This is a genomic window from Bacillus sp. N12A5, from assembly GCF_026790125.1.
In the GTDB taxonomy this organism is placed as follows: domain Bacteria; phylum Bacillota; class Bacilli; order Bacillales; family Bacillaceae; genus Bacillus.
In genome coordinates this window covers 1-20,541 of sequence record NZ_JALAMR010000006.1, presented here as the reverse complement: position 1 = coordinate 20,541, position 20,541 = coordinate 1, and the positions used below count along the sequence as shown (strand labels likewise).

The 20,541-nt window shown below is 42.0% G+C and carries 19 protein-coding genes; 9 read left to right on the top strand and 10 right to left on the bottom strand.

Annotated features, from left to right (window positions below; all coding sequences use genetic code 11):
- Nucleotides 1–166 precede the first annotated feature (166 nt).
- Nucleotides 167–784 carry a spore protease YyaC gene (yyaC, locus tag MOC09_RS07505; protein ID WP_268358651.1) on the top strand — a complete coding sequence of 206 codons (618 nt, stop codon included), beginning with the start codon at nucleotides 167–169 and terminating at the stop codon, nucleotides 782–784.
- Nucleotides 785–822: 38 nt separating this feature from the next.
- On the opposite strand, the gene spo0J is transcribed toward yyaC, so the two are convergent.
- Together spo0J and soj are read right to left on the bottom strand one after the other, a co-directional pair.
- Nucleotides 823–1,671: a stage 0 sporulation protein Spo0J gene (gene spo0J, locus MOC09_RS07500; RefSeq protein ID WP_268358653.1), complete on the bottom strand. Its 849-nt coding sequence runs from the start codon at nucleotides 1,669–1,671 to the stop codon at nucleotides 823–825.
- Nucleotides 1,664–2,425: a sporulation initiation inhibitor protein Soj gene (gene soj, locus MOC09_RS07495; RefSeq protein WP_003219244.1), complete on the bottom strand. Its 762-nt coding sequence runs from the start codon at nucleotides 2,423–2,425 to the stop codon at nucleotides 1,664–1,666. The genes spo0J and soj overlap by 8 nt, the downstream gene beginning before the upstream one ends.
- A gap of 247 nt (nucleotides 2,426–2,672) precedes the next feature.
- Between soj and MOC09_RS07490 the strand changes: the two genes are divergently transcribed.
- A complete protein-coding gene (locus MOC09_RS07490) occupies nucleotides 2,673–3,113 on the top strand; it encodes a PH domain-containing protein (protein WP_268370068.1) in 441 nt (146 codons plus the stop codon).
- A 50-nt stretch (nucleotides 3,114–3,163) separates the two neighbouring features.
- Here the strand turns inward: MOC09_RS07490 and noc are convergent, their stop codons facing one another.
- The 8 genes from noc to rpmH form a co-directional block, all read right to left on the bottom strand.
- Nucleotides 3,164–4,015, bottom strand: a complete 852-nt coding sequence (gene noc / locus MOC09_RS07485) for a nucleoid occlusion protein (RefSeq protein ID WP_014666147.1) — start codon at nucleotides 4,013–4,015, stop codon at nucleotides 3,164–3,166.
- 121 nt (nucleotides 4,016–4,136) lie between these two features.
- Entirely contained in the window at nucleotides 4,137–4,856 is a 720-nt protein-coding gene (gene rsmG, locus MOC09_RS07480; RefSeq protein WP_268358655.1) for a 16S rRNA (guanine(527)-N(7))-methyltransferase RsmG, read from the bottom strand.
- Between the two features lie 13 nt (nucleotides 4,857–4,869).
- Complete coding sequence (gene mnmG / locus MOC09_RS07475; RefSeq protein ID WP_268358657.1) at nucleotides 4,870–6,756, bottom strand: tRNA uridine-5-carboxymethylaminomethyl(34) synthesis enzyme MnmG; 1,887 nt, start codon at nucleotides 6,754–6,756, stop codon at nucleotides 4,870–4,872.
- A 20-nt stretch (nucleotides 6,757–6,776) separates the two neighbouring features.
- Complete coding sequence (mnmE, locus tag MOC09_RS07470) at nucleotides 6,777–8,156, bottom strand: tRNA uridine-5-carboxymethylaminomethyl(34) synthesis GTPase MnmE (protein WP_268358658.1); 1,380 nt, start codon at nucleotides 8,154–8,156, stop codon at nucleotides 6,777–6,779.
- Between the two features lie 310 nt (nucleotides 8,157–8,466).
- Nucleotides 8,467–9,093 carry an RNA-binding cell elongation regulator Jag/EloR gene (gene jag, locus MOC09_RS07465; protein ID WP_268367067.1) on the bottom strand — a complete coding sequence of 209 codons (627 nt, stop codon included), beginning with the start codon at nucleotides 9,091–9,093 and terminating at the stop codon, nucleotides 8,467–8,469.
- Nucleotides 9,090–9,875, bottom strand: a complete 786-nt coding sequence (spoIIIJ, locus tag MOC09_RS07460) for a YidC family membrane integrase SpoIIIJ (protein WP_268358659.1) — start codon at nucleotides 9,873–9,875, stop codon at nucleotides 9,090–9,092. Before spoIIIJ ends, jag begins: the two co-directional genes overlap by 4 nt.
- 144 nt (nucleotides 9,876–10,019) lie before the next feature.
- On the bottom strand, nucleotides 10,020–10,370 hold the full coding sequence (gene rnpA / locus MOC09_RS07455; protein ID WP_003236647.1) for a ribonuclease P protein component: 351 nt from the start codon (nucleotides 10,368–10,370) through the stop codon (nucleotides 10,020–10,022).
- 151 nt (nucleotides 10,371–10,521) lie between these two features.
- Entirely contained in the window at nucleotides 10,522–10,656 is a 135-nt protein-coding gene (gene rpmH, locus MOC09_RS07450; protein WP_003178075.1) for a 50S ribosomal protein L34, read from the bottom strand.
- A 627-nt stretch (nucleotides 10,657–11,283) separates the two neighbouring features.
- Here rpmH and dnaA point away from each other — a divergent pair.
- From dnaA to gyrA, 7 genes are all read left to right on the top strand, one after another.
- Nucleotides 11,284–12,624, top strand: a complete 1,341-nt coding sequence (gene dnaA, locus MOC09_RS07445; protein ID WP_003236652.1) for a chromosomal replication initiator protein DnaA — start codon at nucleotides 11,284–11,286, stop codon at nucleotides 12,622–12,624.
- Nucleotides 12,625–12,812: 188 nt separating this feature from the next.
- Nucleotides 12,813–13,949 (top strand): DNA polymerase III subunit beta, encoded by a 1,137-nt coding sequence (gene dnaN, locus MOC09_RS07440; RefSeq protein ID WP_003226811.1) that lies wholly within the window; start codon nucleotides 12,813–12,815, stop codon nucleotides 13,947–13,949.
- Nucleotides 13,950–14,080: 131 nt separating this feature from the next.
- Nucleotides 14,081–14,296 carry a ribosome maturation protein RlbA gene (rlbA, locus tag MOC09_RS07435; protein WP_003219264.1) on the top strand — a complete coding sequence of 72 codons (216 nt, stop codon included), beginning with the start codon at nucleotides 14,081–14,083 and terminating at the stop codon, nucleotides 14,294–14,296.
- A gap of 15 nt (nucleotides 14,297–14,311) precedes the next feature.
- Nucleotides 14,312–15,424 carry a DNA replication/repair protein RecF gene (gene recF, locus MOC09_RS07430; protein WP_268358661.1) on the top strand — a complete coding sequence of 371 codons (1,113 nt, stop codon included), beginning with the start codon at nucleotides 14,312–14,314 and terminating at the stop codon, nucleotides 15,422–15,424.
- Nucleotides 15,425–15,441: 17 nt separating this feature from the next.
- Complete coding sequence (gene remB, locus MOC09_RS07425; protein ID WP_003219266.1) at nucleotides 15,442–15,687, top strand: extracellular matrix regulator RemB; 246 nt, start codon at nucleotides 15,442–15,444, stop codon at nucleotides 15,685–15,687.
- Nucleotides 15,688–15,740: 53 nt separating this feature from the next.
- Complete coding sequence (gene gyrB / locus MOC09_RS07420; RefSeq protein WP_268358665.1) at nucleotides 15,741–17,657, top strand: DNA topoisomerase (ATP-hydrolyzing) subunit B; 1,917 nt, start codon at nucleotides 15,741–15,743, stop codon at nucleotides 17,655–17,657.
- A 209-nt stretch (nucleotides 17,658–17,866) separates the two neighbouring features.
- Nucleotides 17,867–20,332: a DNA topoisomerase (ATP-hydrolyzing) subunit A gene (gyrA, locus tag MOC09_RS07415; protein ID WP_268358662.1), complete on the top strand. Its 2,466-nt coding sequence runs from the start codon at nucleotides 17,867–17,869 to the stop codon at nucleotides 20,330–20,332.
- Nucleotides 20,333–20,541 lie beyond the last annotated feature (209 nt).

Sequence of the window (20,541 nt, the reverse complement as noted above, 5' to 3'; positions counted from 1 at the left end):
CACAATACGTATAAGCAACCAACTAACCACTCATATCATTCCTCTATTTTGATACCATACACAAAGCATAAAAGAACGTTCTGCTGGATATACTGTAAACAACCTTACATATCTACACAAACACCATAGCTATTCTGTTACCTACTATAACAAGGAAGTGAAACCTATGAATCGAAAAGGCGGGCTTTTTTCCTCCCAGGAACGAGTAAAGCAATATGTTTCACATACAGATGCAGCTGCACCAAAACAAATCCAAACCATCCTTTCATCATCCTTACGTAAAGCTGCCGGCAAACCAATTGTTGTGGTTTGTATCGGAACAGACCGTTCAACCGGTGATTCATTAGGCCCGCTCGTAGGAATGAAACTTAATCAGATGCAGCTCTCCAGATTCCACGTCTATGGCACCTTATCAGACCCCGTTCATGCTGTGAACATGAAGGATAAAATCAATGATATTCAAAAATTACATAAAAACCCATTTATTATTGCAGTCGATGCATGCTTAGGACGCGTCAAAAGTGTAGGGTCGTTTCAGATTGGAGACGGGCCATTAAAACCCGGAGCCGGCGTGCAAAAAGACCTTCCTGAAGTGGGAGATCTTCATATTAATGGAATTGTGAATGTGAGCGGTTTTATGGAATACTTTGTTTTACAAAATACAAGGCTGAACCTGGTCATGAATATGGCAAATGTTCTGGCTGAGGGACTAAGTTTAACAGATCGGACAGAGTGGAGGCAGGAACGCCTGAGCCCGCTGCAAAGACTCACCGGACGAATATAAAACAAAAACCATCTTCACTTGAAAGATGGTTTCTTCATTTACGATTCTCGTTCAGACAAAAGCTCTAAAATCCGGTCAAGGTCTTCATTAGAGAAAAATTCAATTTCAATTTTGCCTTTTTTCTTCTGTCTTTTAATATTAACAGTTGTTCCAAAATAATTTTGGAGATAGGATTCCCGTTCCTTTAGAATCGCGTCTTTCACAGGTTCTTTTTTCTTTGTTTCACGTGGAACATTCTGATTTAACTGCTGAATCAGCTGCTCAAGCTGACGGACATTGAGCTGCTCTGCAATCACCTTTTGAACAAGCGGCTCAAGCTTATTTTTGTTTTTCAAGCCAAGAAGCGTGCGTCCATGTCCCATAGAAAGCGTACCTTCGGCAATAAGCTGTTGAATGTTTTCTGGAAGTGTCAGCAATCTTAAATGATTCGCAATATGCGGTCTGCTTTTCCCAAGACGTTTGGCAAGCTGTTCTTGCGTGAGGTCTAAGTGTTTCAGTAATGAATCATAGGCCTGAGCCTCTTCAAGCGGTGATAAATCTTCACGCTGAAGGTTTTCTAATAAAGCAATTTCTCTCATTAATGCCTCTGATAATTCCCGGACAATCGCCGGAACCGTGTCTAAGCCCGCCAGCTTTGCCGCTCGAAAACGCCGTTCACCCGCAACAATATCATAGCCTTTTAAAGATTTTCTGACGATTAGCGGCTGAAGAATGCCATGCTGCAGCACAGATTCTTTTAGTTCAGCTAATGCCTCGTCATCAAAGTGTTTTCTTGGCTGATAAGGATTAGGGCGTAAATCGGCAACTTTTATTTCTTCTACTGTCTCTTCAGACAAATCGACCTGATTAAACAACGCATTAATCCCTTTTCCAAGGCCTTTAGCCATTCGCAGCCACTTCCTTTGCTAAATCTAAATATACTTCCGCACCTCTTGACCGCGGATCGTATAAAATGATGGGTTTTCCGTGACTCGGTGCCTCGCTCAGACGGACATTACGCGGAATAACCGTCTTATATACTTTATCTCTAAAATATTTTTTAACCTCTTCAATAACTTGAATGCCGAGATTTGTCCGTGCATCAAGCATTGTCAGCAATACTCCTTCAATCATTAAATCAGTATTCAAGTGCTTCTGCACAAGGCGTACTGTGTTTAATAACTGGCTGAGCCCTTCTAAGGCGTAATATTCGCACTGTACAGGAATCACCACGGAATCTGAGGCCGTAAGCGCATTAATCGTCAGGAGTCCCAATGACGGCGGACAATCAATGATAATATAATCATAATTCTGCTTTACTGCTTCAAGCGCCCTCTTTAGTCTTACTTCTCTTGAAATCGTCGGAACCAGCTCGATTTCAGCTCCGGCAAGCTGAATCGTTGCTGGAATTACGTCCAAATTCTCTACTGTCGTTGCTTTAATAATATCTATTACATCTGCATCATCTACTAAAATATCGTACACACACTGCTCTACATCGGCTTTTTCAATCCCTAATCCGCTTGTCGCATTTCCCTGCGGATCAATATCTACCAGCAGAACCCTTTTCCCTATGTAAGCCAAACATGCCCCAAGGTTGACAGACGTCGTTGTTTTGCCGACCCCGCCTTTTTGGTTCGTAATTGCTATGATTTTTCCCACGATGTCACCTACTTTCACATGAACATGTACTATCTTGCTTCTATTCTATCAAAAAAAGATTAAAGCGTTTCATTTTTTTCATCATTTTGTTCCGATTCAGAAGGGAAATAATTGAAAATTCAAGCACGCTTTATGCTTTCCCTTATAAATTCTGCAATTTCTATGTTTTTTTGACTTAAAAAAGGAATTTCTTAAAGAAAAAAAGAAGAAGTAACAGTGCATAACGCGGAAACAGGACGGTGAGATAATGGTTTATCAAACAAAGAGAGATGTACCCGTTACGCTGATGATTGTGTTTCTCATATTACTGATACAGGCAGATGCCATTGTTCCTTTCGTACTGGGAAATATGAGTGTTTCCGGTTGGATCATTTTCATTCTGCTGACTCTTTTAAATGTGCTCATCATTTGGAGCTTTATTGACCTGAGATATCTATTGAAGGAGCACCACCTGATCATTAAAGCCGGACTGATCAAACATCAAATTCCTTACGAAAAAATCGAAAGAGTGGTTCAAAAAAAGAAGCTATGGTCAGGGTTTCGCCTGATCGGCTCTCGCCATGCCATCACGGTATATTATCAGGGGGGATGGGGACATGCAGTGATATCACCGCGACATACAGAAGAATTTATCCACAAGCTCAAAGAAAAGAATTCTAATATAACAATACACACTAAAAGTAATTAAATTCCTTTTAGTGCAATTATAAAAAGCTCTCCTGCTTTTCAGGAGAGCTTTTATTTTGGTATGCGAATCGTTAATTGAATATACTCTTCAAATTCTTCTTCTTCCGTATTCAATTTTACACCGCTGTCTTCAACCATTGATAGAGACTGGCGAATCGTGTTCATTGCTATTCTTGTATCTCTGCTGAACGCTTTGCGCCTCGGCTTTGGTTTTCTTTGACCTTGCTCCAGCATTTTCACCACGCGGTCTTCCGTCTGCTTTACATTTAGACTTTTCTCAATAATCTCTGTGAGCAGTGTAACTTGGAGCTCAGGCTGTTTCAGCGGAATCAGCGCTCTGGCATGACGCTCGGTGATTTTCTTCTCCATAATCGCGTCTTGGACCGGCTGAGGCAGCTTTAATAACCGCAGCTTATTCGCAATTGTAGACTGCCCTTTTCCTAAACGTTGTGCAAGTGCTTCCTGTGTTAAATCATGCAGTTCAAGAAGCCGAGCATAGGCATGCGCTTCCTCAATAGAAGACAGTTCTTCCCGCTGCAAGTTTTCAATTAACGCAACAGAAGCGGTTTCCGTGTCGGAAAAATCCTTAATAATTGCCGGAATCTTTTCCCACTCGAGCGATTGCACCGCTCTCCAGCGTCTTTCACCTGCAATGAGTTCGTATTGGCCTTCTTCTTCTGTATGCCTGACAACAATCGGCTGAATAATGCCGTGTGTATGAATGGTCATTGCTAACTCTTTGATTTTTTCATCTGAGAAAATGGTGCGTGGCTGAAAACGGTTGGGAACGATAGCATTTACCGGTATTTCCAGAATCTCTTCTTTGTTTGTATCATGTTCAGCAATCTCCGGTTCCTGTTCCTTCTCACCAAGCCCGAAGAAACGAGAGAATGAATGCTTCATGTACCTACACCACCTTTAAAAACTGCCATTTTTATAATTCTATTTTCTCATGGTTTTTCCTGCTGTACATCCATCAATTTTGATGAAAATATGATGGTATTGTCATATCAGGCTGGCTAAATTACCCTTCAATTGGCGATTTATTAGGAGTTCCCGGTTTTCTTGGATACTTCTTAGGTGTATTTTTTGTCTTGCGTATCACCATAATATTACGATCGCTTTCTTCAATAGGCAGCTTAAAGGAATGGATATTCTCAAGTTCTCCTCCAAGCGTCGTGATTGCTTTTTTACCTGCATTCAGTTCTTCTTCAGCTGATGCCGCTTTTAAAGCAACAAATAAACCGTTTTTCTTCACTAGAGGCAGGCAAAGTTCACTTAAAACAGATAGTCTTGCAACTGCTCTCGCCGTCACAATATCATAGCTTTCCCTAACGTCTTTCCGCTGTCCGAATGTTTCAGCCCTGTCATGGCAGAATGTCGTATTCTCCAATTGCAAAGCTTCAGACAATTTCTCTAAAAACGTAATCCGTTTGTTTAGTGAATCCACGATTGTGACATGAAGGTGCGGAAAGCATATTTTAATCGGAAGACTCGGAAAACCCGCTCCCGCTCCGACATCACAAATCGTGTTCACCTGATTGAAGTCGACATAAAAAGCTGCTGTAATGGAATCATAAAAATGCTTAAGATACACTTCTTTTTTCTCTGTAATTGAAGTCAGATTGATTTTTTCGTTCCATTCAACCAGCATGTCGAAATACAGTTCAAATTGCTCCAGCTGACGGGGAGAAAGGGAGATCCCTTTTTCCGCCAAACCAGAAGTGAATTCTTCAATATTCATGCCGTCATCCTTTCTATTCGGCTATCTTCGCAATGCGTCCCTGCTCTAAATACACCAATAGAATTGAAATGTCCGCCGGGTTTACACCGGAAATGCGGGAAGCTTGGGCAACAGACAAAGGCCGCACGTTTTTCAGCTTTTGACGCGCCTCAGTCGCAATCCCTTTAATTGCGTCATAATCAATTCGATCCGGAATTTTTTTATTTTCCATCTTCTTCAGTTTCTCCACTTGCTGAAGAGATTTTTCAATATATCCTTCATATTTCACTTGGATTTCTACTTGTTCTGCCACGTCTTGAGGAACCGGCACTTCTGGCGGCGCCAGTTTTGTGACTGTTTCATAGTTCATTTCAGGACGTTTCATCAAGTCTGTGCCGCGAACGCCATCTTTCAATTCGCTTCCGCCAAGAGAACGGATATATTCTTGATTTTCCGGAGACGGCTTGATAATCACAGAATGCAGACGTTTTTTCTCCGCTTCAATTGCCGCTTTTTTCTTTTCGAAAGCAGCATAGCGCTCATCAGAAATCAATCCAATGCGGTGTCCGATTTCTGTCAGACGCAAATCAGCATTGTCATGACGGAGAAGCAATCTGTATTCAGCACGTGATGTCAAAAGACGGTATGGTTCATTTGTTCCTTTTGTCACAAGGTCATCAATCAGAACACCAATGTAAGCGTCAGAACGGCTCAGAATCACTTCTTCTTTTCCAAGCGCTTTTCGACCTGCATTGATTCCCGCCATAATGCCTTGTCCCGCAGCCTCCTCATAACCGGATGTTCCGTTAATTTGGCCTGCAGTATAAAGGTTTGCGATTTTTTTCGTTTCAAGTGTCGGCCATAGCTGTGTCGGTACAATCGCATCGTACTCGATCGCATAGCCGGCTCTCATCATTTGCACGTTTTCAAGACCCGGAATCGTTGCAAGCATTCTCTGCTGTACATCTTCTGGAAGACTTGTAGATAATCCTTGGACATAGACTTCCTGCGTATTTCTGCCTTCCGGTTCAAGGAAGATTTGGTGGCGCGGTTTATCATTAAAACGGACCACTTTATCCTCAATGGATGGGCAGTATCTTGGGCCTGTACCCTTAATCATACCGGAATACATCGGTGAACGATGCAGGTTGCTGTCAATAATCTCATGTGTCTCAGGGCTCGTATATGTCAGCCAGCAAGGGAGCTGATCTGTAATATACTCCACTGTTTCATATGAGAAAGCGCGCGGCACTTCGTCACCAGGCTGAATTTCCGTTTTGCTGTAATCAATCGTGTCACTTTTTACGCGAGGCGGCGTACCTGTTTTAAACCGAACAAGGTCAAACCCCAGTTCCTCCAAATGCTCAGAAAGCTTAATAGAAGGCTGCTGGTTGTTCGGACCGCTTGAGTAAGACAGATCGCCAAGGATGATTCGTCCTCTTAAATATGTCCCTGTTGTCATGACAACTGCTTTCGCACGATAATGTGCGCCGGTTTGTGTAATCACACCGCGGCATTCGCCGTCTTCAACGATCAGCCGCTCCACTATTCCTTGGAGCAATGTTAAGTTTGGTTCTTTTTCAAGCGTATTTTTCATTTCGTGCTGATATTGGAATTTGTCTGCTTGCGCACGCAATGCACGGACCGCAGGACCTTTTCCAGTATTCAGCATTCTCATTTGAATATGCGTTTTATCGATGTTTCTGCCCATTTCTCCGCCTAGCGCGTCAATTTCGCGGACGACAATCCCTTTTGCGGGGCCGCCGACAGACGGATTACATGGCATAAATGCAACCATATCTAAGTTGATGGTCAAGACAAGCGTTTTGGCGCCTTGGCGTGCAGATGCGAGGGCAGCCTCAACACCGGCATGCCCGGCGCCAATCACAATCACATCGTATTGGCCTGCTTCATACCCCATGATTCTTGTTCCTCCTTTTATTATTTTCCTAAACAGAATTGTGAAAAGAGCTGATCAATTAAGCTTTCGTGGACGGAATCTCCGATGATCTCGCCTAAAAGCTCCCAGCATCTTGTAAGGTCAATTTGCACCATGTCGATCGGGACATCCTGTTCGATGCCGCTAAGCGCATCTTCAATGGCACGTTTTGCTTGCTGTAAAATAGAAATATGACGTGTATTGCTGACATAAGTCAGATCTCCGCTTTCAATGGCACCCGTGTAGAACAGCGACTGAATCGCTTCTTCCAGATCATTGATGCCTTCCTCTTTTAAAAGAGATGTCGTAACAACTGGACGTCCATTGGCAAGCTCACGGACACGCTCAGTGTCGATCTTCGCCTCAAGGTCAGTCTTATTCATAATCACGATAACGTCCATGCCCTCAACGGCTTCAAAAAGCTTCACGTCTTCTTCAGAAAGCTCTTCACTATAATTAAGCACAAGTAAAATCAGATCTGCTTCCTTTAGAACCTGGCGAGAACGTTCAACACCGATTCGTTCTACAATATCCTCTGTTTCACGAATACCTGCTGTATCAACCAGACGAAGCGGAACACCTCTTACATTGACGTATTCCTCAATTACATCCCGAGTCGTTCCGGGAATATCGGTGACAATAGCTTTCGCTTCATGAACGAGACTGTTCAAAAGTGATGATTTTCCTACATTCGGCCGGCCGATAATGACAGTAGAAAGACCTTCACGCAAGATTTTCCCTTGCTCAGAGGTCCTCAGCAGCGCCTCGATTTCTTTTTTCACGGCTGTTGCCTTTTCAACCAAAAGCTGATGCGTCATTTCTTCTACATCATCGTACTCCGGATAATCGATATTTACCTCAACATGAGCCAGTGTTTCTAAAATCTCACTGCGCAAACGGCGCACCAAAGCAGAAAGACGCCCTTCCATTTGATTCATGGCGACATTCATTGCCCGATCCGTTTTCGCTCTGATTAAGTCCATAACCGCTTCCGCCTGTGAAAGATCGATTCGGCCGTTTAAAAACGCACGTTTCGTAAATTCCCCCGGCTCAGCAAGTCTCGCTCCCTCTCTCAATGCGAGCTGAAGCACTTGGTTCACAGTCACAATTCCCCCGTGACAGTTAATTTCGATGACATCTTCACGTGTAAAAGTTCTCGGTGCCTTTAACACTGATACCATTACTTCCTCAACGACACGATCCGAAGGTCTGTCTACGATATGACCATAATGAATCGTATGTGATTCGACCGAGCTAAGTGTTTTCCCCTTCGGCCCTTTATAAATTTTATCTGCGATTTGAATTGCCTCTGGTCCGCTCAACCGTACAATCGCAATCGCGCCTTCACCCATCGGTGTGGAAATTGCTGCAATTGTATCCATGCTGTTCACCTCTCTTTACTTATACTTTCATCTATATAAAAAAATTTTTATTATGCCAAAACTAAAAGATAACATAGTTTGGTTCGAAGTGGAAGACGTGTTATCCACAGAATTAGGAATTCGCCCCCTATTACTTTAACTTATCCACATGTGAATAACAATTAATTTTATTTCCTGAACTTCCTTTTTATCAACAGGATACACCTAAAAAGAAAAAACTTAAACGGCAAAAGCTTGATATTACTAGGGAAAATAGATTTTTTCATATAAAAAAACCGAAATCCGATTTTTACCGGACTTCGGTTTTATGCTATCTTTTATGGGAAATAACGAGATGACGATTTTCGCCTTCACCCATTGAATACGTTTTGATCTGGTGATTTGCATATCCAGAAAGAGTATCATGAATGATTTTTCTTTCACTGGATGGCATAGGTTCAAGATGAACTGCCTTTTTCGTTTTCAAAACCTGGTCTGCAAGCCTGATAGCCAGCTGACTCAGTGTATCTTTTCTTTTCAAACGATAATTTTCTGCATCCACCGTCACATTTTTATATTGGCCTGGATACCGATTAAGGACAAGCTGTGTCAAAGTTTCAAGGGCATTCAAGGTTTGTCCTCTTTTCCCAATCAACAATGCCGCTTTTTCACCTGTTATATGGAAACGTACTGTCTTTTTACTTTCTTGAACAGTCACATCAGACTTCCCGGCAATGGCTTCGGCAATCCCCTGAAGATAAGACTTCGCTTGCTGAATCGGGTCTATCTTTTCAACAAGCTTTACGACCGCCGGCTTTTTGCCGAAAATACCGAGAAACCCTTTGTTTCCCTCTTCGATAACGGTAATTTCTACCTTATCCTTCGTTAATTCCAGCTCTTGCAATCCGGACTGTACTGCTTCATCGACATTTCGCCCTGCAGCAGTCACATTCCTCACTTTTTCTTTCCTCCGGCCTTTTGCGGTTCAGGATCTTTTTTAATATCAGGTCCTTTGATGAGGAAAGTTTGCGCAATCATAAACAAGTTACCGACTACCCAATAAAGAGAAAGTGCCGCCGGGAAATTAATCGCAAATACGATAATCATAATTGGCATAATCCAAAGCATCATCGCCATTTGCGGATTTTGCTGCGCGTTGCCCGCCATCATCAGCTTTTGCTGAACAAATGTAGCGACACCGGCAACGATAGGAAGAATATAGTAAGGATCTTTTTCTCCTAAGTCAAACCATAAGAAACTATGCTCTGAAATCGCCTGCGTTCTCATGATCGCATGATAGAATCCAATTAAAATCGGCATTTGGATTAAAATCGGGAAACATCCCGCTAACGGATTGACACCATGCTTTTGGAATAAAGCCATGGTTTCCTGCTGAAGCTTTTGCTGAGTTTTTTGATCCTTTGAGCTGTATTTTTCTCTAAGCTTTTGCATTTCCGGCTGTAAAGCCTGCATCGCTTTCGAACTTCTCAGCTGCTTAATCATCAGCGGTAAAATTAATAAACGAATTAAAATGGTAACAAGAATAATTGAAAGTCCATAGTTATCTCCCGTCAATTTCGCTACATACGTAATGAGCTCAGACAATGGATATACTACGTACTTGTCCCAAAAATGCGGACTATCTGCAGTGATCGGCTCTTTCACACTCGAGCATCCAGCCAAAAGCATGAATACGCCAACCATACTTAATAGCAACCCTATTCTCCTTTTCAACAACATTTCCTCCTATAATTAATCTTTACTCTCTTTTATTGCAAAGCATACTTGTATGTATTTTAGCATCTTTCAGTTTTAAATGGTGTCTTTTTCTGATCAACCAGAAAGGAAGCGCTTTTAAAAGTAGTAAGAAAGCAGTCGCAATGCTTACTTTGACGAAGATTTCTTATACAAAGAAGACTTCCTGAATAGATGCTGCAGACTTTTTTTCGTTTCCTCATATGTCAGCTGGCTCGCCGGTTTTCTGGCAATAATGATGTAATCCTTTTCCTTCAGTCTCTCTTTCTCTTCAAGAAAAGCCTGCCGAATCAAACGTTTGATGCGATTTCGCATCACAGCGTTGCCAATTTTTTTGCTGACGGAAAGCCCGACACGCAGCTCATCGTTTTCAGGCTGATCAAGCGTATATAAGACAAACTGGCGGTTCGCTACGGATGTCCCCTGCTTAAACACTTTTTGAAAGTCTTCATTTTTCTTTAAACGATTTCGCTTCTTCAATTGACTCACTCCATACTGGCTGGCAGAAACTTTTAAAAATTTATTATGAAAATGAGATGCACCAGAACCAGGAAGCATGCCCCGGTTCATTATGCATCACATCTATCTTTTCCCATAACGTGAAAAAAGACCACTGACATTATTCAGTGGCCTAAGCTGATAATACTTTTCTGCCTTTGCGGCGACGGCGTGCTAAAACTAGACGACCGTTTTTTGAACTCATACGGCTTCTGAAGCCATGAACTTTACTGCGTTTACGGTTATTCGGTTGGAATGTTCTTTTCATTTATGACACCTCCCTCGAGGAATAGCTGTTAAAGACAGTCTTACTTATTATATTTGCGTTACCTATTCATTGTCAACTTCACTAGTGCGTTTATTTCTTGCAACCATAATAGGATACCATACCTTTTCAACTTTCGAAACCTTATTTTTCAGATTCCTTAATTTAACGTAAAAAAGTCAAATCCAAACAATTTACCTCTAAAATCACGATGTGTGGATATCTTTTTCGCCTTTTTTTAATATCCACAGAGGTTATCGACAACATTTTCACATTACCAACCCCTGTGGACAAGATTTTTTCAACAGGTTGTCCGCTTTGTGGATAAGATTGTGACAACCATTGCAAGCTCTCGTTTATTTTGGTATTATATTTGTGTTTTAACTCTTGATTACTAATCTTGCCTTCTTCCTTTATCCACAAAGTGTGGATAAGTTGTGGATTGATTTCACACAGCTTGTGTAGAAGGTTGTCCACAAGTTGTGAAATTTGTCGAAAAGCTATTTATCTACTATATTATATGTTTTCAACAATTAATGTGTACGAATGGCCAGCGCCATTTGCTCTTTTTTTGTGTTCTATAACAGAGAAAGACAACATTTTCTACGAAAAGGAGGGACGTGCCGGAAGATGGAAAATATATTAGACCTGTGGAATCAAGCCCTTGCTCAAATCGAAAAAAAGTTGAGCAAACCGAGTTTTGAGACTTGGATGAAATCCACCAAAGCCCACTCACTGCAGGGAGATACATTGACGATCACTGCTCCTAATGAATTTGCCAGAGACTGGCTGGAGTCCAGATACTTGCATCTGATTGCAGATACTATATATGAATTAACCGGGGAAGAATTGAGCATTAAATTTGTCATTCCCCAAAATCAAGATGTTGAAGACTTTATGCCAAAACCGCAAGTCAAAAAAGCGGTTAAAGAAGAAACATCTGATTTTCCTCAAAACATGCTCAATCCAAAATATACTTTTGATACTTTTGTCATCGGATCTGGAAACCGATTTGCACACGCAGCTTCTCTTGCGGTAGCGGAAGCACCAGCAAAAGCATACAACCCTTTATTTATCTATGGGGGCGTCGGCTTAGGGAAAACACACTTAATGCATGCAATCGGCCATTATGTAATAGATCATAATCCTTCTGCCAAAGTGGTTTATCTGTCTTCTGAGAAATTTACAAACGAATTCATCAACTCTATCCGAGATAATAAAGCCGTCGATTTCCGCAATCGCTATCGAAATGTTGATGTGCTTTTGATAGATGATATTCAATTTCTAGCGGGGAAAGAACAAACCCAGGAAGAATTTTTCCATACATTTAACACATTGCACGAAGAAAGCAAACAAATCGTCATTTCAAGTGACAGACCGCCAAAAGAGATTCCGACACTTGAAGACAGATTGCGCTCACGTTTTGAATGGGGCCTGATTACGGATATTACGCCGCCTGATTTGGAGACGAGAATTGCGATTTTAAGAAAAAAAGCCAAAGCGGAAGGCCTCGATATTCCAAACGAGGTTATGCTTTACATCGCAAATCAAATCGACAGCAATATTCGGGAACTTGAAGGAGCATTAATCAGAGTAGTTGCTTACTCATCTTTAATTAATAAAGATATTAATGCTGATCTTGCCGCTGAAGCGCTGAAGGATATTATTCCTTCTTCAAAACCGAAAGTCATTACGATAAAAGAAATTCAGAGGGTAGTAGGCCAGCAATTTAATATTAAGCTCGAAGATTTCAAAGCAAAAAAACGGACAAAATCAGTAGCTTTCCCGCGTCAAATCGCTATGTACCTATCAAGGGAAATGACTGATTCCTCTCTTCCTAAAATTGGTGAAGAGTTTGGAGGCCGCGACCATACGACCGTTATTCATGCGCATGAAAAAATTTCAAAACTGCTGGCAGACGATGAACAGCTTCAGCAGCATGTTAAAGAAATTAAAGAACAGCTTAAATAGCAGGACCGAGGATTATTCGGGGAAAGTGTGAATAACTTTTCAGGAGTCATACACAGTCTGTCCACATGTGGATAGGCTGTGTTTCCTGTCTTTTTCACAACTTATCCACAAATCCACAGGCCCTACTATTACTTCTACTATTTTTTAAAAATATATATATTAATCCATTATCCGTTAGGAGGATAAAAATGAAATTCACGATTCAAAAAGATCGTCTTGTTGAAAGTGTCCAAGATGTATTAAAAGCAGTTTCATCCAGAACGACTATTCCGATTTTGACTGGTATTAAAATCGTTGCATCAGATGATGGAGTATCCTTTACAGGAAGTGATTCAGATATTTCTATTGAATCCTTCATTCCAAAAGAAGAAGGAGATAAAGAAATCGTCACAATTGAACAGCCCGGAAGCATCGTTTTACAAGCCCGCTTCTTTAGTGAAATCGTAAAAAAACTGCCGATGGCAACTGTAGAAATCGAAGTGCAAAATCAGTATTTGACGATTATTCGTTCTGGCAAGGCTGAGTTTAATCTAAATGGGCTTGATGCTGATGAATATCCGCACTTGCCGCAGATTGAAGAACATCATGCGATCCAGATCCCAACTGATTTGTTAAAAAATCTAATCAGACAAACAGTATTCGCAGTGTCCACCTCAGAAACACGCCCTATCTTGACAGGTGTAAACTGGAAGGTAGAGCAAAGTGAATTATTATGCACTGCAACGGATAGTCACCGTCTTGCATTAAGAAAAGCAAAACTTGATATTCCAGAAGACAGATCATATAACGTTGTTATTCCGGGAAAAAGCCTGACTGAACTCAGCAAGATTTTGGATGACAACCAAGAACTTGTAGATATCGTGATCACAGAAACTCAAGTTCTGTTTAAAGCGAAAAACGTCTTGTTCTTCTCGCGGCTTCTGGACGGAAACTATCCAGACACAACCAGCCTGATTCCGCAAGACAGCAAAACAGAAATCATTGTGAATACAAAAGAATTCCTTCAAGCCATTGATCGTGCATCTCTTTTAGCTAGAGAGGGACGCAACAACGTTGTAAAACTGTCTGCAAAACCGGCTGAATCCATTGAAATTTCTTCCAATTCGCCGGAAATCGGTAAAGTTGTGGAAGCAATTGCTGCGGATCAAATTGAAGGTGAGGAATTAAATATCTCTTTTAGTCCAAAATATATGCTGGATGCACTAAAGGTGCTTGAAGGAGCAGAAATACGCGTAAGCTTTACAGGTGCAATGAGACCTTTCTTAATTCGCACGCCGAATGATGAAACGATTGTACAGCTTATCCTTCCTGTCAGAACCTATTAATCCGATACACTGCTGCCGACCCCTTCGGCAGCTTTTCTATTCGGTGTCTGCTCCGACAAGTTTTCCCTTTCCCTAATTCGTTTTTTTTTAGTACAATTAGATATTAGTGATATTTGAAAGAGGTCGATATAATGGCAAATCCGATTTCAATTGATACAGAAATGATTACACTCGGACAATTCTTGAAATTAGCCGATGTCATTCAGTCAGGCGGTATGGCGAAGTGGTTTTTAAGTGAACATGAAGTGCTTGTGAACAACGAGCCGGACAATCGCCGCGGCAGAAAGCTGTATGTTGGAGATGTGGTAGAGATTGAAGGATTTGGTTCATTTCAAGTCGTCAATTAAAGCGGGTGACACTGATTGTATATCCAGAACTTAGAACTGACATCTTACCGCAACTACGACCATGCTGAACTTCAATTTGAAAATAAAGTAAATGTGATCATCGGAGAGAACGCCCAGGGGAAAACAAACCTCATGGAGGCGATCTATGTCTTGTCCATGGCGAAATCGCATCGGACATCAAATGACAAAGAACTTATACGGTGGGACAAAGACTATGCTAAAATAGAGGGAAGAGTGATGAAGCAAAACGGGGCGATCCCGATGCAGCTCGTCATCTCCAAAAAGGGTAAAAAGGGCAAGGTCAATCATATTGAACAGCAAAAGCTCAGCCAGTATGTCGGGGCCCTCAATACCATCATGTTTGCTCCGGAAGATTTAAATCTTGTAAAGGGAAGCCCTCAAGTGAGAAGGCGGTTTCTTGACATGGAAATCGGACAGGTTTCTCCTGTCTATCTTCATGATCTTTCTCTTTACCAGAAAATCCTTTCCCAGCGAAATCATTTTTTGAAGCAGCTGCAAACGAGAAAACAAACCGACAGAACGATGCTTGATGTTTTGACCGATCAGCTTGTAGAAGTTGCGGCAAAAGTTGTCGTAAAACGCCTGCAGTTTACAGCTCAGCTCGAAAAGTGGGCACAGCCTATTCATGCGGGCATTTCCAGAGGGCTTGAAGAGCTGACCCTGAAGTACCATACGGCTCTTGAGGTATCAGATCCTGCAGACTTGTCGAAAATAGGAGATAGCTACCAAGAAGCGTTTTCTAAATTAAGAGAAAAAGAAATTGATCGCGGTGTCACGCTGTCAGGGCCTCATCGTGATGATGTTCTTTTCTATGTAAACGGACGCGATGTGCAGACGTACGGTTCTCAAGGGCAGCAGAGAACGACGGCATTATCCCTTAAGCTGGCGGAGATTGACCTGATCCATGAAGAAATTGGAGAATACCCCATTTTACTATTGGATGATGTACTGAGTGAACTGGATGATTATCGCCAGTCACACTTGCTTCATACGATCCAAGGCCGCGTACAAACGTTTGTCACAACGACAAGCGTTGATGGCATTGATCACGAAACCTTACGTCAAGCAGGAATGTTCCGTGTGCAAAATGGTGCGTTAGTGAAGTGAAGAAATGAGGTGGGCAATTGTATATTCATTTAGGTGATGACTTTGTGGTTTCAACACGAGATATTGTCGGCATTTTTGACTTTAAAGCCAACATGTCGCCTATTGTTGAAGAATTTCTGAAAAAACAGAAACACAAGGTGGTGCCTTCCGTAAATGGCACGCCCAAATCTATCGTAGTCACGGTTCAGAATATATATTACTCTCCCTTATCTTCCAGCACATTAAAAAAACGTGCGCAATTTATGTTTGAAATAGATTCTTAGAAATTTTTATCACGAATATATCGTTTAGAAAAGTGTAGGTGAATGACGTGGCTATGGAACAGCAGCAAAACAGTTATGATGAAAATCAGATACAGGTATTAGAAGGATTAGAAGCTGTTCGTAAAAGACCGGGGATGTATATCGGTTCAACAAACAGCAAAGGCCTTCACCATCTGGTATGGGAAATTGTCGACAATAGTATTGACGAAGCTCTCGCCGGTTATTGTACGGACATCAATATCCAAATCGAAAAAGACAATAGCATTACGGTGACAGATAATGGCCGGGGTATTCCAGTCGGTATTCATGAAAAAATGGGCCGTCCTGCTGTAGAGGTCATTATGACAGTGCTTCACGCCGGAGGAAAATTTGACGGAAGCGGTTATAAAGTGTCCGGAGGATTGCACGGTGTAGGTGCATCAGTCGTAAACGCGCTTTCAACGGAGCTTGATGTGACGGTACACCGCGACGGTAAAATCCACCGCCAAACCTATAAACGCGGGGTTCCGGTTTCAGATCTAGAGGTCATCGGTGAGACAGATCATACGGGAACGACGACACACTTTGTGCCGGATCCTGAGATTTTCACGGAAACAACAGAGTATGATTATGATCTGCTTGCTAATCGTGTGCGCGAATTAGCCTTTTTGACAAAAGGCGTCAACATCACGATTGAAGATAAACGTGAAGGACAAGAGCGCAAAAATGAATACCATTACGAAGGCGGAATTAAAAGTTATGTAGAGTATTTAAACCGTTCTAAAGAAGTTGTCCATGAAGAGCCAATTTACATTGAAGGCGAAAAGGACGGCATTACGGTTGAAGTGGCTTTGCAATACAATGACAGCTACACAAGCAACATTTACTCGTTTACAAACAACATTAACACGTACGAAGGCGGTACCCACGAAGCTGGCTTCAAAACGGGCCTGACTCGTGTTATCAACGACTACGCCAGAAAAAAAGGGCTTATTAAAGAGAATGACCCAAATCTAAGCGGAGATGACGTAAGAGAAGGGCTTACAGCGATTATTTCAATCAAACACCCTGATCCGCAGTTTGAAGGCCAAACGAAAACAAAACTAGGCAACTCAGAAGCGCGGACGATCACCGATACGTTATTTTCTGCAGCATTGGAAACATTTATGCTGGAAAATCCAGATGCGGCCAAAAAAATTGTCGAAAAAGGTTTAATGGCGGCAAGAGCAAGAATGGCTGCAAAAAAAGCGCGTGAATTGACACGCCGCAAGAGCGCTTTGGAAATCTCAAACCTTCCCGGTAAGTTAGCGGACTGCTCTTCGAAAGACCCGAGCATCTCTGAGTTATATATCGTAGAGGGTGACTCTGCCGGAGGATCAGCTAAACAAGGACGCGATAGACATTTCCAAGCTATTTTGCCGCTTAGAGGTAAAATCCTGAACGTTGAAAAAGCCAGACTGGATAAAATTCTGTCTAACAACGAAGTTCGCTCTATGATCACAGCGCTCGGCACAGGTATCGGGGAAGATTTCAACCTGGAGAAAGCCCGTTACCACAAAGTTGTCATTATGACAGATGCCGACGTTGATGGCGCGCACATCAGAACACTGTTGTTAACGTTCTTTTACAGATATATGCGCCAAATTATCGAAAATGGCTACGTGTATATTGCGCAGCCGCCGCTCTACAAGGTTCAGCAAGGAAAACGTGTTGAATATGCATACAATGACAAGGAGCTTGAGGAGCTCTTGAAAACTCTTCCTCAAACGCCTAAGCCTGGGTTGCAGCGGTACAAAGGTCTTGGTGAAATGAATGCCACCCAGCTATGGGAGACAACCATGGATCCAAGCTCTAGAACGCTTCTCCAGGTAACTCTAGAAGATGCAATGGATGCGGATGAGACATTTGAAATGCTGATGGGTGACAAAGTAGAACCGCGCCGAAACTTCATAGAAGCTAATGCGAGATACGTTAAAAATCTTGACATCTAATCATAAAAGCCTTATTTCCAATAAGAAATAAGGCTTTTTTCTGAACAAGATCAGACGCAGCAATGCTTGTAATACCTATATATTCTAGCAATTTAATGTGTATAATCATAAGTTTATTGATATAATGGAGAATAGTGAATTCGTATTGAAGATCATAATGGACAATCTACTCCCACATATTTCATGTGATACTTCAGGGAGGTTTTTTAATGAGTGAACAAAACACACCACAAGTTCGTGAAATAAATATCAGTCAGGAAATGCGTACGTCCTTCTTGGATTATGCAATGAGCGTTATTGTGTCCCGTGCTCTTCCGGATGTTCGTGACGGTTTAAAACCGGTTCATAGACGGATTTTATACGCAATGAATGATTTAGGCATGACGAGTGACAAGCCTTATAAAAAGTCTGCTCGTATCGTCGGAGAAGTTATCGGGAAATACCACCCGCACGGTGATTCAGCGGTATATGAATCCATGGTCAGAATGGCGCAGGATTTCAACTACCGTTATATGCTAGTTGACGGCCACGGAAACTTCGGTTCTGTTGACGGGGACTCAGCGGCTGCCATGCGTTATACAGAAGCAAGAATGTCTAAAATTTCGATGGAAATACTGCGAGACATCACAAAAGACACAATCGATTATCAGGACAACTATGACGGATCGGAAAGAGAACCTGTCGTTATGCCTTCAAGGTTCCCGAATCTGCTCGTAAACGGTGCTGCCGGCATTGCGGTTGGTATGGCAACAAACATTCCTCCGCACCAGCTCGGTGAAATTATTGACGGCGTACTTGCGGTCAGTGAGAATCCGGATATTACAATTCAAGAGCTGATGGAAGTCATCCCAGGTCCTGATTTCCCGACTGCTGGTCAAATCTTGGGACGCAGCGGTATCCGGAAAGCATATGAATCCGGCCGAGGCTCTATTACAATTCGGGCAAAAGCTGAGATCGAACAAACATCTTCAGGTAAAGAACGAATTATCGTTACCGAGATTCCTTACCAAGTAAACAAGGCAAAATTAATCGAAAAAATCGCTGATCTCGTTAGGGACAAGAAGATAGAGGGCATCACAGATCTGCGTGATGAATCAGATCGTACAGGTATGAGAATTGTCATTGAAATCAGACGCGATGCCAATGCAAATGTTATTCTGAACAACCTATATAAACAAACTGCTCTTCAAACATCTTTTGGCATTAACCTGCTTGCACTTGTTGACGGTCAGCCGAAAGTTTTAAATCTTAAGCAATGCCTTGAGCATTACCTTGACCACCAAAAAGTCGTCATCAGACGCCGTACAGCTTATGAATTACGTAAAGCGGAAGCAAGAGCTCACATCTTGGAAGGTTTGAGAGTAGCTCTGGATCATCTCGATGCAGTTATTTCCCTCATCCGTAATTCTCAAACGGCTGAAATCGCGAGAACAGGTTTAATTGAACAGTTCTCACTGACAGAGAAGCAAGCACAAGCGATCCTCGATATGAGGCTGCAGCGTTTAACAGGACTGGAACGCGAAAAGATCGAAGAAGAATACCAATCTCTTGTTAAATTAATTGCAGAGCTAAAAGACATCCTGGCAAATGAATACAAAGTGCTTGAGATCATCCGTGAAGAACTCACAGAAATCAAAGAGCGTTTTAACGATGAAAGACGTACGGAGATCGTCACTTCTGGATTAGAGACAATTGAAGATGAAGATCTCATTGAGAGGGAAAATATCGTAGTCACTCTGACACACAACGGATACATCAAACGTCTTCCTGCATCAACTTACCGCAGTCAAAAACGGGGCGGAAAAGGCGTGCAGGGAATGGGAACAAACGAAGATGATTTCGTTGAGCATTTGATCTCAACCTCAACTCATGACACGATTCTCTTCTTCTCGAACAAAGGGAAAGTGTATCGTGCAAAAGGGTATGAAATCCCTGAATACGGCAGAACAGCAAAAGGAATCCCGATCATTAACCTACTGGAAGTAGAAAAGGGTGAATGGATTAATGCGATTATTCCAGTCACTGAATTCAATGAGGATCTGTACCTTTTCTTCACAACAAAGCATGGGGTTTCAAAACGAACTTCGCTGTCCCAGTTTGCTAATATCCGGAACAATGGTTTAATTGCCCTCAGTCTTCGTGAGGATGATGAACTGATGGGTGTGCGTCTGACTGACGGCACAAAACAAATCATCATCGGTACGAAAAACGGATTGCTGATCCGTTTCGATGAAACAGATGTCCGGGAAATGGGTAGAACGGCTGCAGGCGTTAAAGGCATTACTCTTACAGACGACGATGTTGTTGTCGGCATGGAGATATTAGAGGAAGAATCACATGTCCTTATTGTAACTGAAAAAGGTTACGGAAAACGAACTCCGGCCGAAGAGTACAGAACCCAAAGCCGGGGCGGAAAAGGACTCAAAACAGCTAAAATTACTGAGAACAACGGCCAATTAGTAACAGTGAAAGCCACTAAAGGCGAAGAGGATCTAATGATTATTACAGCCAGCGGCGTACTCATTAGAATGGACATCAATGATATTTCAATTACTGGACGTGTCACACAAGGTGTGCGCCTCATCAGAATGGCTGAAGAAGAGCATGTCGCTACAGTAGCATTAGTAGAGAAAAACGAAGAAGATGAGCAAGAAGAAACACAAGAAGAAGCGTAAGAAAAAGCGCAGCTGAAGCAGCTGCGCTTTTTTGTATCAAACCCCTTTACAGCTATAAGAATTATGGTATAATCATTTCTGTTGTCTTTTAAAAGACACACTCATAACTAGTTAAAAACTTTTTCAAAAAAGTATTGACCTAGTTAACTAAAAATGTTACTATTAAGTAGTCGCTTCGAGAGAAGCACACAAAGTTCTTTGAAAACTAA